This is a genomic window from Saccharothrix coeruleofusca (genome assembly GCF_017876325.1).
In the GTDB taxonomy this organism is placed as follows: domain Bacteria; phylum Actinomycetota; class Actinomycetes; order Mycobacteriales; family Pseudonocardiaceae; genus Actinosynnema; species Actinosynnema coeruleofuscum.
On record NZ_JAGINV010000001.1, the window covers coordinates 3,059,952 to 3,074,244 of the forward strand.

Here is a 14,293-nt window from a genome sequence, read left to right on the forward strand (position 1 = left end):
CCTCAGTGGGTCGACGCGGTGGGCGCGGGCGTCCGGTTCACCGTGAGCTGGAGGTCCAGCGTGGAGGCGACCAGCGGCTCGTCCGGGGATGTCGCGGGCGCGGCGTGCCCCTCCTGCGGGCGGTCGAGCCACAGCCGCCTGCGGCGCAGCGGCGGTGGCGGCAGCGGCTGCCGGGCGGCGCGCGACCACCGCGGGTCGGGGCCGCTGGCCACCAGGTGCGCGTTGGTGCCGCCGAGGCCGAACGAGCTCAGGCAGGCGACCCGCTCGGGACCTGGCCGCTGCCACGGCCGCGCGCCCAGGTTGGGGAAGAACGGCGACCGCGCGAAGTCGAACCGGGGGTTGGGGCGCTCGCACCACAGGGTCGGCGGGATCAAGCCGTGCTCCAGCGAGAGCACGACCTTGATCAGGCCCGCCACGCCCGCGGCGCTGAGCAGGTGGCCGATGTTGGACTTGACGCTGCCGATCGCGCACCAGCCGGTGCGGTCCGCGCCCTCCGCGAAGACGTCGGTCAGCGCCCGCAGCTCGATCGGGTCGCCGATCGTGGTGCCGGTGCCGTGCGCCTCGACCAGCCCGATTTCCTCCGGCGCACGCCCGGCCAGCGCGAGCGCCCGGCGGACCAGCCGCGTCTGGGCCCGCGGGTTGGGCGTGGTGATGCCCATGGTGCGCCCGTCGTTGTTGACCGCCACGCCCTCGATCACCGCGTGCACCCGGTCGCCGTCGGCCAGGGCCGCGGCCAGCGGCTTGAGCAGCACGACACCGCAGCCCTCGCCGGGCACGAACCCGTCCGCCCGCTCGTCGAAGACCTGGCAGCGGCCCGACGGCGACAGCACGCGGGCCGCGCTGAGCTCCAGGTAGGGCTGCTCGTCCAGCAGCACCTCGACACCGCCCGCCAGCGCCACCTCCGACTCGCCGTCGAGCAGGCTGCGGCACGCGAGCTGGACGCTGACCAGCGACGACGAGCAGGCGCTGTCGACCACCATGTTGGGGCCGCCGAAGTCGAAGTGCTGGGCGACGTGCGCGGCGATGAAGTTCTGGTCGGAGCGCAGCGCGTTGGGCCGCAGCCCGGCGCGCCGGGCGTAGGAGTCGGTCATCCGGGCCCCGACGAACACGCCCACGTCGCGACCCGCCAGCTCGTCGTCGGCGTACCCGGCTTCGCGCAGGCAGGCCGCGGTCGCCTCCAGGAACAGCCGGATGGACGGGTCGAGGCACCGCGCCTCGTCCTCGCCGAGACCGAAGTGCTCCGGGTCGAAGTCCTCGATGCCGTCGACGAAGCCGCCCCACTTGCTGGTGCTGGCGCCCGGTGTGCGCTCCGCGCGGTACCACCTGGTGTGATCCCACCGGGATGGCGGGACCTCCACCACCGACGAGCGCCCCGCCACGAGGTTCGCCCAGAAGGCGTCGACGTCCGTCGCGCCGGGGAAGCGGCACGCCACGCCGATGACAGCGATGCGGTGGTCGGCGGCGTGACGGTCGGCGCGCTCGACCGGGCCTCCGGTGGTGGGCTCGGGAGCCGGGGCGCTCGCCGCCTGCTCCGGTCCTGGCTCGGGCTCGTGCTGCCCGAGGTGGTCGGCAAGGCGTTCCAGGGTGGGGTGTTCGAGCAGGGCGGCCGGTTCCAGCGGGCGGCCGAGCCGGTCCTCGATGGCGCGCACCAGCTCGCCGATCATGATCGACTCGACGCCGAGCGCGCCGAACTCGGCGGTGACGTCCAGGTCGTCCACCGGGATGTGCAGGGCGTCGGCGAAGATCCGCACGAGCCACCGGGCGGGCTGCGCGGGGGTCGCCGCTGGTCCGGGCATGGTGTCGGCCACCTCCGGTGGAGTCGGGTCCGGGTGCGGGCGCACGAGCGCCTCCGGGTCGATGCCGCCGCCCAGCGCGGGCGCGGGCAGCACCCGCCCGCCGCCGGGCAGGGTCAGCACGCGCTCCAGCACGCGCAGGCCCGCGCGGTCGGTCAGACCGCCGATGCCCAGCGCGGCGCAGGGGTTGGGACCGCTGCTCGTGCCGCCGGTCTGCGTCCACTGCGGCCAGTCGACGGCGTGGAACCGCGGCTGCCCGGTCCGGGTGCGGTGAGCGGCGACGAAGTCGAGGTAGGCGTTGGCCGCGGCGTAGTCGGTGGTGCCCGCGGCCAACGAGGGGACCGCCACGCACACCGACGAGAACAGCACGACGAACCGCGGCGGCCTGCCGTCCAGCAGGTCCAGCAGCGCGTCCAGGCCGTCCGCCTTGGGGCCCAGCACCTCGCGCATCGCGGTCGGGTCGAGGTTGGCGAAGGACGGCCTGCCCCGCGTGAACCGCCCCGCGCAGTGCACCACACCGCCGATCGGCCCCAGCTCGGAGCGCACCGCGTCGAGCAGCTCGCGCAGCCGCGGGCGGTCGGCCAGGTCGGCCAGGTGCGTCAGCACCCGCACGCCGCGGTCGCGCAGCCAGGTCAGCAGTTCGTCCGCCGGGGGCCGGGTGCCGCACAGCACCAGCCGCCGGGCCCCGCGCTCGACCAGCCACCTCGCCACCAGGGCGCCCAGGCCGCGCGTACCCCCGGTGACCAGGTGCGCCGCGTCCGGGTCCACGGCCAGTGGCGCGTGGGCGGCCTCCAGCGGTTCGAGCACCGGCCGGTGCCGCACACCGCCGCGGTGGCACACCTCGCCGAACGGGGCGTCGGCCGCCCACTCGGCCAGCAGTTCCTCGACCAGCGGGCGCACCTGGTGGGGGCCCCGGTCCGTGTCCAGCGCGCAGGCGCGGACCCCCCGGTGCTCGGAGCCCAGCACGCGCACGAACGAGGCCATCCGCGCACCGGCCAGGGTGGGACGGGGGCCGTCGAGGTCCTGGAGGCCGCAGGTCACCTGCACCACGCGCAGACCCGTGCGCGCCTTGCGGCCGACAACCCGTTGCAGCGCGGCCAGCCGAGCGCGCCACAGGCCGTGCTCGGCGTCGGGCAGGTGCAGGTCGGCCAGGTCGAGCCACCCCGCCAGCGCGGGGTGCGCGTCCAGCAGTGCCCCGACCAACTCTGCGGCCTCCGCCGCGCCGGTGTAGCCGGGGATGCCGTCGGCCAGCTCGCCGCCCTCCCGGACCAGCAGGACCCGGTCGCGGCCGAGGCGATCCGCCAGCGCCCGCGCCACCGGCTCGCTGTGCTCGGAGAAGACGCACAGGAGGGGGGCGGTGGGAGTGGTAGGAGCGGCCACGGGGCCGACCGGGGCCCACGTCCAGCGGTGCAGCGGCACCTCCTCCTCGCCCGCTCCGGTGTCCGGCGGGGCCGGGAGCGGTGCGGGGGCGGGAGTCGGGGCGGGAGTCGGGGCGGAGCCCTCCGGTTCGGGCAGCCAGCAGCGCACCCGTGCGAACGGGTAGGAGGGCAGCTCGACGACGCGGGGCGCGCGGCGCGGGTCGCGCAGCCGCGCCCAGTCCACCGCGCCCCCCTCCACCCAGTGCCGGGCCAGCGCGGTCAGGTCGACCTCCGCGCCGGGGGTGGGCAGGGCCGGTCCGGCCGCGTGCCCGGCGCTGGGCGCCCGACCCCGGACCACCGCGCCGGCCTCGCCCGCCAGGAAGCGGCGCAGCCGGTCCCGGAACTCGGCCCGGTCGCGGACGACCGCGGCCAGCCGCTCGCGCAGCGCCTCGCGGCCCGCTTGGAGGGTGAAGGCGATGTCGTCCAGCGCGGGCGGGTCGTCCCGCTCCAGCGCCGCGACCACCCGACCGGCCAGCTCCGCGAGCCGGTCGGCGTCGTGCGCGGACAGCACCACCAGCTGCTCGCCCCCGGCGGGCGCGGGCCGCTCCGGTTCCGGGGGCGCCTGCTCGACCACGACGTGCGTGATGGTCCCGCCCGCGCCGAAGGAGCTGATGCCCGCCCGGCGGGGCCACCGCGCCGGGGGCCACGCGGCGGCTTCCCGTTGGACCCGGAACGGCACTTCGTCCCACCGCACGTTGGGGTTGAGCTCGTCGGCGTGCAGCGAGGGCGCCAGCGTCGCGTGCCGCAGCTGGAGCACCACCTTGGTCAGTCCGGCCATGCCCGCCGCCGCCTCGACGTGCCCCAGCACCGACTTCACCGAGCCGATCGGGATGGCGCCGGGAGCGAGCCCGGTCGGGCCGAACACGCTCGTGAGGCCCTCCACCTCCACCGGGTCGCCCAGCGCCGTGCCCGCGCCGTGCGCCTCCACGTAGCCGATGGTCTCCGGCGGCACCCCCGCGTCCCGCAGCGCCTTGGCGACCATCTCGCCCTGCGCCGCGGGGTTGGGCACCAGGTACCCGTTGGTGCGCCCGGCGTGCACGACCGACGTGCCGCGGATCACCGCGTGGACCCGGTCGCCGTCGGCCAGGGCCCGGTCCAGGGGCTTGAGCAGCACGGCACCCGCGCCCTCGGAGGGGACGAACCCGTCGCCGCCCGCGCCGAAGCTGCGGCACCGGTGCCCCGAGGCGGTCAGCCGCATCCTCTCCTGCTGGATGAACTTGTTGGGGTGCAAGGAGAGGTTCACCGCGCCCGCGATGGCCAGGTCCACCTCGCCGTCACGCAGGGCGCGCACCGCCAGGTGGATGGCGACCAGGGACGACGAGCACATGGTGTCGACGGTGAGGCTGGGGCCGCGCAGGTCGAAGGCGAAGGAGACCCGGTTGGCCACGCCGCCCAGGGTGGCCCCGGAGTCCTGCGGGTGTCCCCGCTGGGACCGCTCGACGCCGAAGTACGGGTACTCGTTGTACATCGCGCCGGCGTAGACGCCGACGCGGGAGCCGTGCTCGGAGCGCAGGCGGGCGGGCGGGTAGCCCGCGTCCTCCAGCAGCTCCCAGACCACTTCGAGGAAGATCCGCTCCTGGGGGTCCATCAGCTCCGCGTCGCGCGGGGAGATGGCGAACAGCAGCGGGTCGAACAGGTCGACCCCGTCGAGGAAACCGCCCCACATCAGGTCCACCGGCCAGCCCGGCCGGCGCCTGTCCTCGGGCAGCCGGGTCACGCAGTCGCGGCCGTGCACCAGGTTGTCCCACAGTTGGCGCAGATCCGCGGCCTTCGGGTACCGGCCCGCGATGCCGATCACGGCGACCGCGCCGCGGTCCGCGTCCGGCTCCACCGGTGCCGCGGCCCGCTGCTCACCCCGCTCGGCCAGTCGCGGGTGGCGGTGGGCCAGCGCCCGTGCGACGCCCGCGAGGTCGCCGTGGGCCAGGAACAGGGTGCGGTCCCGCTCCCCCAGGTCCCGCTCCAGGCGGGCGTTGAGCGAGGTGATCAGGAACGACCCGATGCCGTAGTCGGCCAGCGGCACCCGCGGGTCCAGCCGGTCGACCGGGATGCCGGAAACCTCGCCGTAGAGCTCCAGGACGTAGCGCAGCGCGGCCTCGGGCACCTCATCGGAACCCGGTGGTGCGGCAGGGGCCGGGCGCTCGACGGCCGCCGAGGTCCGCGCCGCGTCGGGGGACGGCGCGGGGGCCTGCTCGTCCGGCTCGTCGTCCCAGTCGCGCACGGGCAGCGGAATCCGCCGCGCGGGCTCGCTCCAGTACCGCCGCCACGGCACTTCCGCCCCGGCCAACCAGTCCGCGACCGCCTCGGCCTCGGTTCCCGCGGTGGAGGCGCCTGCCGCGGCACCGGACTCCGTTTGTCCTCTGTGGAGGCAAGGGTGCGGCCGGTCCGCCAGGTAGGCGTCCAAAGCGGACCGCAGGCGGGTCAGGTCGGGCACCAGCAGCGCCAGCCGGTGGCTCATCGCGACCCGGCCCGTCTGGGAGGTGTAGGCGATGTCGGCCGGGTCGATCCCCGGTGTCCGGTCGAGGTGCTCGCGCAACCGCCGGGCGTAGGAACGCAGACCCGCTGGAGTGTCCGCGGACAGCACCACGGCGTGCACGCGATCGTTGTCCTGGTTCGGTTCCATGCTCCTCGCCTCGTCAGGCAGGCGCACCCGGCGCCCGCGGTCCGTGCGACCGGGCTCCACCCGGTTCGCGGCGGCTGTCGGCAAACGCTAAGCGGCGCCGGGGAGTTCGCCTGCTCACGAATGAGCAGGGGCTGTCAGCGGGTCGGCGCCGGGGTCGGCCGCGAACCGCTCCGCGATCTCCAGCACCGCGGTGCCCCGGAACAGCGACAGGTGGTCGCCGTGCGGCAGGACGACGAGCCTGCCGCCGGGCAGGCGCTCGGCCACGTGCCGCGATCCGTCCGGGTGCGCGGTGCGGTCGTCCCGGCTGGTGACCACCAGGGCGGGGTGGGGGACCTCGGCCAGCAGCGGCCCCACGTCGGTGCCCATGATGGCGCCGTTGAGCAGGCAGTACCGGAACAGCAACTCCGGGGTGGCGTACGGGTAGAGCACCAGGTGCGCCAGGTCGGGCGGGGTGCCGGTGAGCATCGACGCGGTGAGGGTGGCGTGGACGGCGCGGGCCGAGGCCCGGTCCCGCGCGGCCAGCGCCATCAGCGCTTGCAGGTCCTTCTGGTGGCTCGTCTTCGGTGCCGCCGCGCCCAGCTCGAAGTCGCCGTGCCACAGGCTCAGCGAGCTCACCCGCTCCGGGTGCTCGTGCGCGGCGACGACCGCCAGCACCGCGCCGCCGCACAACCCCACGACGTGCGCGCGGGCCACGCCGAAGTGGTCCATGACGGCGATCGCGTCGCGGACCTGGGCGGCCACGTCGGTGGCCGCGTCGAAGCGCGGCTCGCGCAGGTCCCGCGGCGCGCCGAACAGGCCGCGGCTCTCCCACGTCAGCACGTGGTGCGAGCGGGCCAGCCCGCGCACCCAGGGTTCGGCCAGCGCCGCGGGCATCCCGCACGCCGACGCCACCACGACCGCGGACGCGGTCGGGTCGCCCGCCGCGTGGGCGAGCACGCGCACCCCGTCGTCGGCGGTCACGACCGCCTGCCTGCACAGCGCCGCGAAGCCACGTGCCTCGGCGTCGGCCACCGCGGCGTCGGCTTCGGGCCAGTGCTCCTCGGCGATGGGCGGCAACCGGTCCAGTCCGAGCCGCCCGCTGACCACCCGGTCCAGCGCAGCGGACGGCTGCCCGCCCGCCTCGGCGAAGTACGGCGCGCCCAGGCGCTCGGCGACCCGGTGGAACCACCGCCGGGTCTCGGGCGGGCCGGGCATCGCCACGCGGACCGGGTGTTCCAGCACCGCGGCCAGCGGGCGGACGGATTGGACGGCCGCGACCACGTCGGTCACCGCCTGGCGGGTCTGTGGGTTGAGCACCGTCGCCTCCCTCCGGCGCCGGGTGGTCGAGCGGATCGCGCACCGGGACGCGCCGCGACCGCGGTTCGCCGGGCGCCGGCGGGAACGCTAGGCGCGGCGGCGTGGAACGGGCTGCTCAGTGTTGAGCAGGGTCCGGCAGGCGAGGGACCTAGCATCGGGCCGAACCGGCAGCGCGCACGTCGACGAGGGGGATCGCTGACATGACTGCCCGTCCGCGGGATGAGCTGGACGCCGCCACGAGCGCGCTCGTGCTGGTCGACTTCCAGCGCGGTGTGGTCGACGGCCTCGGCGCGGGCGTGCCGCTCGGGCCGCACCCCGCCGCCGAGGCCGTGGCCAACGCGCGCCGGGTCGCCGTGGCGCTGCGGAGGCGCGGCGGGCTCGTGGTGCTGGTGCGCGGCTCGATGGGGCGCGGCGGCGTGCCGTTCCCCGCGCCGCGCGCTGACGTGGAGCTGCCACCGCCCGGCGGTGCGCCCGCCGAGTGGACCGAGGTCGTGCCCGAACTCGCCGACCTCGGCTCCCACGTGGTCGTCAAGCACCAGTGGGGCAGCTTCTACGGCACCGAGCTGGACCCGTTGCTGCGGCGGCGGGGCGTGCGGACGGTCCTGTTCGGCGGCATCGCCACGAACCTGGGCGTGGAGTCGGCCGCCAGGGAGGCCTACGACCGCGGCTACGAGCAGGTCCTGGTGCGGGACGCGGCCACCGCGTTCGACGCCGGGGCGCACGAGGACGCGATCGCGCGCGTCTTCTCCCTCATCGGCCGGGTGCGCACCGCCGACGAGGTGATCGACGCCCTCGCCCCCCCGGCCTGACCCCGAGCGGTACGGTGGTGGCCGCGTGCGGGGTGCGACTGCCGCACCACGCCCCGCGAACAGGCCGACACGGGGGGACGATGCGTCGATTCGACATCGCGGAGCGGCGGGCGAGGCTGGGCCACAGGCACCGGCTGGCGGCGGAGGCGCGTGCGGCGGACCCGACCGAGGTCGCCGAGAGCGTGGTGGCGCTGCACAGCACCGACCCGACCAGCGTGTACCTGTCCGCGCTGACCCGGATGCGCGAGGGCGGCCTGGGCGACGTGGAACGCGCCCTGTACGAGGACCGCTCGTTGATCAGGATGCTGGCCATGCGCCGCACGGTGTTCGTCACCACGGTGCGGACCGCTTCCGTCGTGCACGCCGCCTGCGGTCGGGCGGTGGCCGCGCGCGAACGCCGCAAGCTGCTGTCCATGCTGGCCGAGACCGGCGTCGGTGACGACGTCGAGGGCTGGCTGGCCGACGTGGAGGAGACCGCGCTGCGGGCGCTGGCCCGGCGCGGCGAGGCGACCGCCGCCGAGCTGGCCACCGATGACGAGCGGCTGCGGCAGCAGGTGGTGCTGGCCAAGGGCAAGCACTACGAGGGCAAGCAGAACGTCGCCAGCCGGGTGCTGCTGCTGCTGGCCGCCGAGGGCCGGGTGGTGCGCGGACGTCCGCGCGGGTCGTGGACGTCGCACCAGTACAAGTGGTCACCGCTGTCGCGGTGGACCCCCGACGGGCTGGCGGACTGGCCCACGGCCCAGGCGGAGGTGGAGTTGGCGCGCCGCTGGCTGGCCGCCTACGGCCCGGCCTTCCCCGAGGACCTGCAGTGGTGGACCGGCTGGACCAAGACCCAGGTCAAGCGGGCGCTGGCGGAGCTGCGGCCGGTCGAGGTCGACCTGGACGGCAGGCCGGGCGTGGTCCTGGCCGACGACCTGGAGCCGACCCCGGCGCCCGAGCCGTGGGTGGCGCTGCTGCCCGCGCTGGACCCCACCCCGATGGGCTGGCAGCAGCGCGACTGGTTCCTCGGCGGGCACGGCCCCAAGCTGTTCGACCGGGTCGGGAACATCGGCCCGTCGCTGTGGTGGGACGGTCGGGTCGTCGGCGGCTGGGCCCAGGACGCGGGCGGCCAGGTCGTGTGCCGGTTCCTGGAGGACGTCGGCTCCGACGCCCGCGCCGCGGCCGAGCGGGCGGCCGCCTCGCTCACCGAACTGCTCGGCGATGTGGTGCTCTCCGCCCGCACCAGGGGCAAGACCTGGTTGGAGGAGGAGTTGTCGGCGAAGTAGGGCGCGCCGCGACCGGCAGGCCGGTCGCGGCGTCCAGCGGGGTCCCCGCAGCGGCTAGCTCACCGCGGAGCGGGCCTTGGCCTGCTGCGCGACCAGCGCCATCAGCTCCGGCGTGTAGAGCTGCTCCAGCGGCAGGATGCCCGCCACGGCGTCGAAGTAGCGCTGGGTGTGATCGGGGTGCTCGGCCAGCGCCGCCAGCAGCGCGCGGCGCTGCTCCCGCCCCTCGGCCTGCGCCACCAGCAGGGTGGCGTTGAAGTAGGGCGTGAGCCTGCGGTCGCGCTCCTCGGCGAAGGCGGCCAGCCCGGCGGTCAGCGCCGCCTCGTCGGCCAGGCCGTCCGCCACGCTGTCGACGAGCAACTCCGCCTGCATGAACGCGTCGCCGATGCCCTGGGCGGTCAGCGAGTCCTTGTGGTGGCCCGCGTCGCCGATGAGCGCCCAGCCCGGCCCCCGCGCCTGCCGGAAGAAGTTGCGCTGGTCGCCGGTGCCGTACAGCCGCTCCAGCCGCTGCTTGCCCAGCAGCCGCTCGAACAGCGCCGGGGCGTTGTCCTCGATGCACCGCGTGTAGGAGTCCAGGGCGTCCTTGCGCACCCTCTCGAAACGGCCCTGCGGGAAGTACGCCGACACCAGCACCGCGTCGTTGGTCGGGACCGTGGCCACCCAGCCGGTGGGCCCCTCGTACATCTCGAACACCGCGTCCAGGCCCTGCCAGAACGAGTAGTAGGCGCACGTCAGGCGCGGGCGCTCGACCGCGGTCGCGGCACCGGCCAGCCGGGCCACCGCCGAGCGCATGCCGTCCGCGCCGACGACCAGCCGGGCGGTCGCGGTGGCCACCCCGCCGTCGGGTGAGCGGTGCCGCACGCCGGTGACCCGCTCGCCCTCGCGCACCAGGTCCACCACCTCGTGCCCGGCCAGCACCTCGGCGCCCGCGGCAGCGGCCGCGTCGGCGAGGATGCCGTCGAGCAGGTGCCTGCGGGGCGCGTAGGCCGCGCGGATGCCGTCCACGCCGCTGGAGCAGCCCTCGACGCGGATGCCCTCCAGCTCGTACACGACGTGGTCCAGCGGCGGGCAGCCGGTCGCCCGGACCTCCTCCAGCAGGCCCCAGCGGGCCAGCCGAGCGACGCCGGGCTGCTGGATGTAGAGGGTGGACAGGGTGTCCGCGGGGAACACCGCCCGATCCAGCAGCAGGACCCGGTGGCCGCGCCGGGCGAACAGCATCGCCGCAGGCGCCCCGGCGACGCGGGCGCCCACCACGACCACGTCGTAGTCGGGCCCGGTCACCGCTCACCGCCCGCGCGCGTCGCGTACATGCCCCAGTGCTGCGGGGTCAGCGCCATGTCCTGGAGGCTGGCGCCCTCGAACATCCGCTCCCAGGAGCCGCCGCCCTTCTCCTCCGGGATCCACTGCCGGGTGAACACCTCGCGCGACGCGGCGTCGCTGACCGCGCGCAGCCCCATCAGCGTGTAGTACGAGCTGAGCGACTTCAGGTGGATGAAGTGGTGGATGCGGTCGGAGACGCCGAAGGCCTCCTCGTACAGGAAGATGGTGGCGTGGCCCGCCAGGCTCTCGTTCCAGGCGTCGCACAGCGCCCTGGCGAACTGCCTGCCCTCGACCCGGAACTCGTACTTGAGCTGCCCGACGCGGTGCATCAGGATGCCGCAGTTCGCCGAGTGCAGGATGCGGTCGGGCGGCAGGGTGGTCTGCTGCTGCGCGACCGGCACCTGGAAGCGCGGCGCGCCGTCGCCGTCCGCCACGACGGTCTCCAGCCGCTTGTCCGCGGTGCCGTACATGCCGAAGGTTGAGGGGAGGAGCACGGTCTCCCGCAGGGTGCCGTCCAGGAACACCCGGTCCCAGGTGCCGCCGCCGCGCTCGGCGGGGATGCGCTGGCGCATCATGATCTCGCGCCAGCCCTCGTCCCTGGTGCCCATCCCCACCAGCGTCTCGTAGGCCTCCAGCGACTTGAGGTGCATCAGGAAGTGCAGGCGGTCCTTGGTGCCGAAGGTCTCCTCGTAGACGAACACCGTGACCACGTCGCGGTAGGCGGTGTTGAGGTACTCGGCGAGCTCGCGGCCGAACTGGCGGCCCTCGGAGCGGAACTCCGACCGCAGCTGGCCGACCCGCTCGACGATCACCCCGGCGTTGCCGGAGTGCAGGACCTCGTCCGGGGACAGGGAGGTCTGGTCCTGCGCGACCGGGATGGTGAAGGCGGTGGAGGGTCCTGCGGACATGCTGTCTCCTTCTCGTTCGGCGGTGGCGCGGCCGGTGGCGGTCACGCCGTCACCGCGGCCGTGAGCCAGTCGCGCAGCTCCCGCTTGCGGACCTTGCCGTTGGGGGAGAACGGCAGGGCGTCCACCGGGACGAAGCGCTCGGGGACCTGGTGCGGGGCCAGCCGCCGGGCGGTGAAACCGGGCAGCTCGGCGAGCGCGTCCGGCGAGGCGAGCACGACCACGGCGACGACGGCCCGGCGGTCGCCGCCGTCGGGGACGCCCAGCACCGCCGCCTCCAGCACGGCGGGGTGCTCGTAGACCGCCGCTTCCACCTCGATGGTGGACACCAGTCCCCCGCTGGTCGGGATCGCGTCCACCCGGCGGTCGAACAGGTAGAGCTCGCCGTCCGGGCCGATGCGCCCCAGGTCGCCGGTGCGGGTCCAGTCGTCCTCGGCGGTCTGCGTGCTGCCCAGGTAGCGCCTGCGGGGGGCGTCGCAGCGCAGCTGGATCTCCCCCAGCTCGCCGTCGGCGACGGACCGGCCGCGCTCGTCCACCACGCGCAGCTGCGTGCTGGGCGACGGCTTGCCCACCGACAGGGGGCGGGCCGGGTCGTAGGTGCTCACCACGACCCCGGGCACGGCTTCGATCTCGGTGTAGGAGCTGTTCAGCTTGGCGCCGGGGAACATCGCCAGCAGCCGTTCGGCGAGGGCCGGGGCGATCGGGGCGGCCGCCGCCCCGAGCGTGTGCACGGAGCTGAAGTCGTAGCGCTCGTGCAGGCGCCCGGCCACCATCCGGGCCGCCACCATGGTGTTGACCATCACCGACCCGGCGCGGTGGGCTTCGATGAGCTGGGCCATCCGCTCGACGTCCCCCGGCGGGACGACAACCAGCGTCGCGCGCAGGGTGAGCGCGATGTTGGTGGTGGTCACGCTGGCGGTGGTGCCCAGCTGCATGGGCACCACCAGCGGGCGCGGGTCGCCGAGCTGCCGGAAGCCCTCGGGGCCGCGGCCGTGGGTGAGGTTGCCGTGCGGGACGCGCACGGCCTTGGAGGCGCCGGTGGTTCCCGACGAGTAGAGCAGGTCGGAGATGTCGTCCGGGCCGATCTCCAGGTCGAACGGGTCACCGTTGCCGGTGTCCAGCGCGGACACCGTGCCGACCCACCCGGCGAAGCGCGCGGGCGGGGCGAGCTGCTCGCCCCGGATGAGGCCGGACACGCCGCACTGGGCGATCCGGCGGTCGACCTCGGCCGCGGGCATGGTGTCGTTGAGGTGCACGGCCGTGCCGCCCGCCTTGAGCACTCCGATGTAGGCCACGGCGTACTCGTCCCAGTCGAGCCCGCCGAACAGCAGGGCGACCACGTCGCCGCGGCGCACGCCGAGGTCGCGCAGCCCCCTGGCGACGGCGTTGGACCGCCTTTCCCAGGCGGAGTAGGTCATGGTGCGCGCCCCGTCGAGGTTCATCACCACCTGGTCGGGGTCCGCCTGGGCGCGCAGGCGCAGCAGGTCCGGCACGACGAGCCCGGAGGTGCGGTCGGTCATCTGAGCTCCCTCGCGTTGCTGGTGGTCACCATTCGACGGGCAGCGAGTCGACGCTGAAGAAGGCGGAGTTCTGCCGGAACGGCAGCCGGTCGACCGCGACGGCGGGCCGCAGATCGGGGAACCGCCGGAACAGCGCCTCGTAGACCACCCGCAGCTCCAGGCGCGCCAGTTGGAGCCCGAGGCACTGGTGGGGGCCGAACCCGCAGGCGAGGTGGCGGTGCGCGTTGGCGCGGGCGGGGTCCAGCCGCTCGGGGTCGGGGAACACCTCGGGATCGTGGTTGGCGATCATCGGCAGCACCACGACACCGGTGCCCGCCCGCACCGGCGCGCCGCCGACCAGCACGTCCTCGGTGGCCACGCGCGGCATCCACTGCGCGATCGACAGGTGGCGCAGCACTTCCTCCACCACGTTCGGCACGGCCGTCGGGTCCTCCAGGGCAGACCTGGCCTCGGGGGTGGAGGACAGCGCCAGCGCGCCCAGCGCGATCATGCTGGTGGTCGTCTCCTGACCCGCCACCAGCAGCAGGAGGACCATGGCGGCCAGCTGCGGCGGATCGAGCAGCGGGTCGGCGTCGAACGCCCGCACCAGGTCCGACAGCAGGTCGTCGCCGGGGTCGGCGCGCTTGTCCCCGGCCAGCCGCTCGATGTAGGAGCGCAGTTCGCCGACCGCCGCGCGGTAGGTCTCCGGGTTCATCTCCGGCGCCCTGGCCATCACGTCGATCAGCCGGTGGAAGTACTGCCGGTCCGCGTAGGGCACGCCGAGGATCTGGCAGATCACCATGCTGGGCAGGGGCAGCGCCAGCCGCTGCACGAGGTCCGCCGTGCGGGGTTTCCCGGCCAGCCCGTCGAGCAGTTCGTCCACCGCGGCGCGCACGACCGGCTCCAGCGCGGCCAACCGCGCCACGGTGAAGTGGGCGGTGACCTTGGTGCGGTACCGGCGGTGCTCGGCGCCGTCCATGCGGAAGAACGACAGCGTCGCGGAGGTGGACGGTGCGCCGGGGCGCGCGGTCGGGAAGCCGGGGTTGCGGCCGTCGGCGCTGAACGGTCCGGAGAGGACGGTGCGGACGTCGTCGTACCGCCCCACCAGAAGCGCTTTCCGCCCCACCGGCAGCACCACCTCGGGCACCCGCCGCTGGGCGAACAGCCGCCGGTACTCCTCGGGCACGGCGAACGGCCTGCCGGGCGGGCGCGGCGCGGGGAACCGGTGCAGCAGCTGGTCTGCGGCGCTCATCTGCGCTCACCTCCTCGGGTGCCGAACGCTAGCGCCGCGCCGTTCGGCGGTGCTGCTCAAAACCGAGCAACGCGGGCGCGGGCGGGACGGGCAGATTTGAGCAGAGCCCGCCCCGCCGC

Annotated in this window: 8 protein-coding genes; 2 read left to right on the forward strand and 6 right to left on the reverse strand. The window is 75.2% G+C overall.

Annotated elements, in window-relative coordinates; genetic code table 11:
- Positions 1-2: 2 nt before the first annotated feature.
- Together JOF41_RS13955 and JOF41_RS13960 are read right to left on the reverse strand one after the other, a co-directional pair.
- Positions 3-5,831 (reverse strand): SDR family NAD(P)-dependent oxidoreductase, encoded by a 5,829-nt coding sequence (locus JOF41_RS13955; RefSeq protein WP_209619354.1) that lies wholly within the window; start codon positions 5,829-5,831, stop codon positions 3-5.
- A 114-nt stretch (positions 5,832-5,945) separates the two neighbouring features.
- Positions 5,946-7,127, reverse strand: a complete 1,182-nt coding sequence (locus JOF41_RS13960) for an alpha/beta fold hydrolase (protein ID WP_229796239.1) — start codon at positions 7,125-7,127, stop codon at positions 5,946-5,948.
- A gap of 200 nt (positions 7,128-7,327) precedes the next feature.
- On the opposite strand from JOF41_RS13960, the gene JOF41_RS13965 reads away from it, so the two are divergent.
- Entirely contained in the window at positions 7,328-7,936 is a 609-nt protein-coding gene (locus JOF41_RS13965) for an isochorismatase family protein (RefSeq protein ID WP_209619357.1), read from the forward strand.
- An 80-nt stretch (positions 7,937-8,016) separates the two neighbouring features.
- A complete protein-coding gene (locus JOF41_RS13970; RefSeq protein WP_189226789.1) occupies positions 8,017-9,201 on the forward strand; it encodes a winged helix DNA-binding domain-containing protein in 1,185 nt (394 codons plus the stop codon).
- A 54-nt stretch (positions 9,202-9,255) separates the two neighbouring features.
- Here JOF41_RS13970 and JOF41_RS13975 read toward each other — a convergent pair whose 3' ends face one another.
- Genes JOF41_RS13975 through JOF41_RS13990 form a run of 4 tightly spaced genes read right to left on the reverse strand, consistent with a single transcriptional unit; the run spans position 9,256 to position 14,174 of the window.
- Complete coding sequence (locus tag JOF41_RS13975; protein WP_189226788.1) at positions 9,256-10,479, reverse strand: FAD-dependent oxidoreductase; 1,224 nt, start codon at positions 10,477-10,479, stop codon at positions 9,256-9,258.
- On the reverse strand, positions 10,476-11,426 hold the full coding sequence (locus JOF41_RS13980; RefSeq protein ID WP_189226787.1) for a DUF6039 family protein: 951 nt from the start codon (positions 11,424-11,426) through the stop codon (positions 10,476-10,478). Before JOF41_RS13980 ends, JOF41_RS13975 begins: the two co-directional genes overlap by 4 nt.
- A gap of 41 nt (positions 11,427-11,467) precedes the next feature.
- Positions 11,468-12,943 (reverse strand): class I adenylate-forming enzyme family protein, encoded by a 1,476-nt coding sequence (locus JOF41_RS13985; protein WP_189226786.1) that lies wholly within the window; start codon positions 12,941-12,943, stop codon positions 11,468-11,470.
- Between the two features lie 25 nt (positions 12,944-12,968).
- Positions 12,969-14,174: a cytochrome P450 gene (locus JOF41_RS13990; RefSeq protein WP_209619360.1), complete on the reverse strand. Its 1,206-nt coding sequence runs from the start codon at positions 14,172-14,174 to the stop codon at positions 12,969-12,971.
- Positions 14,175-14,293: the final 119 nt, after the last annotated feature.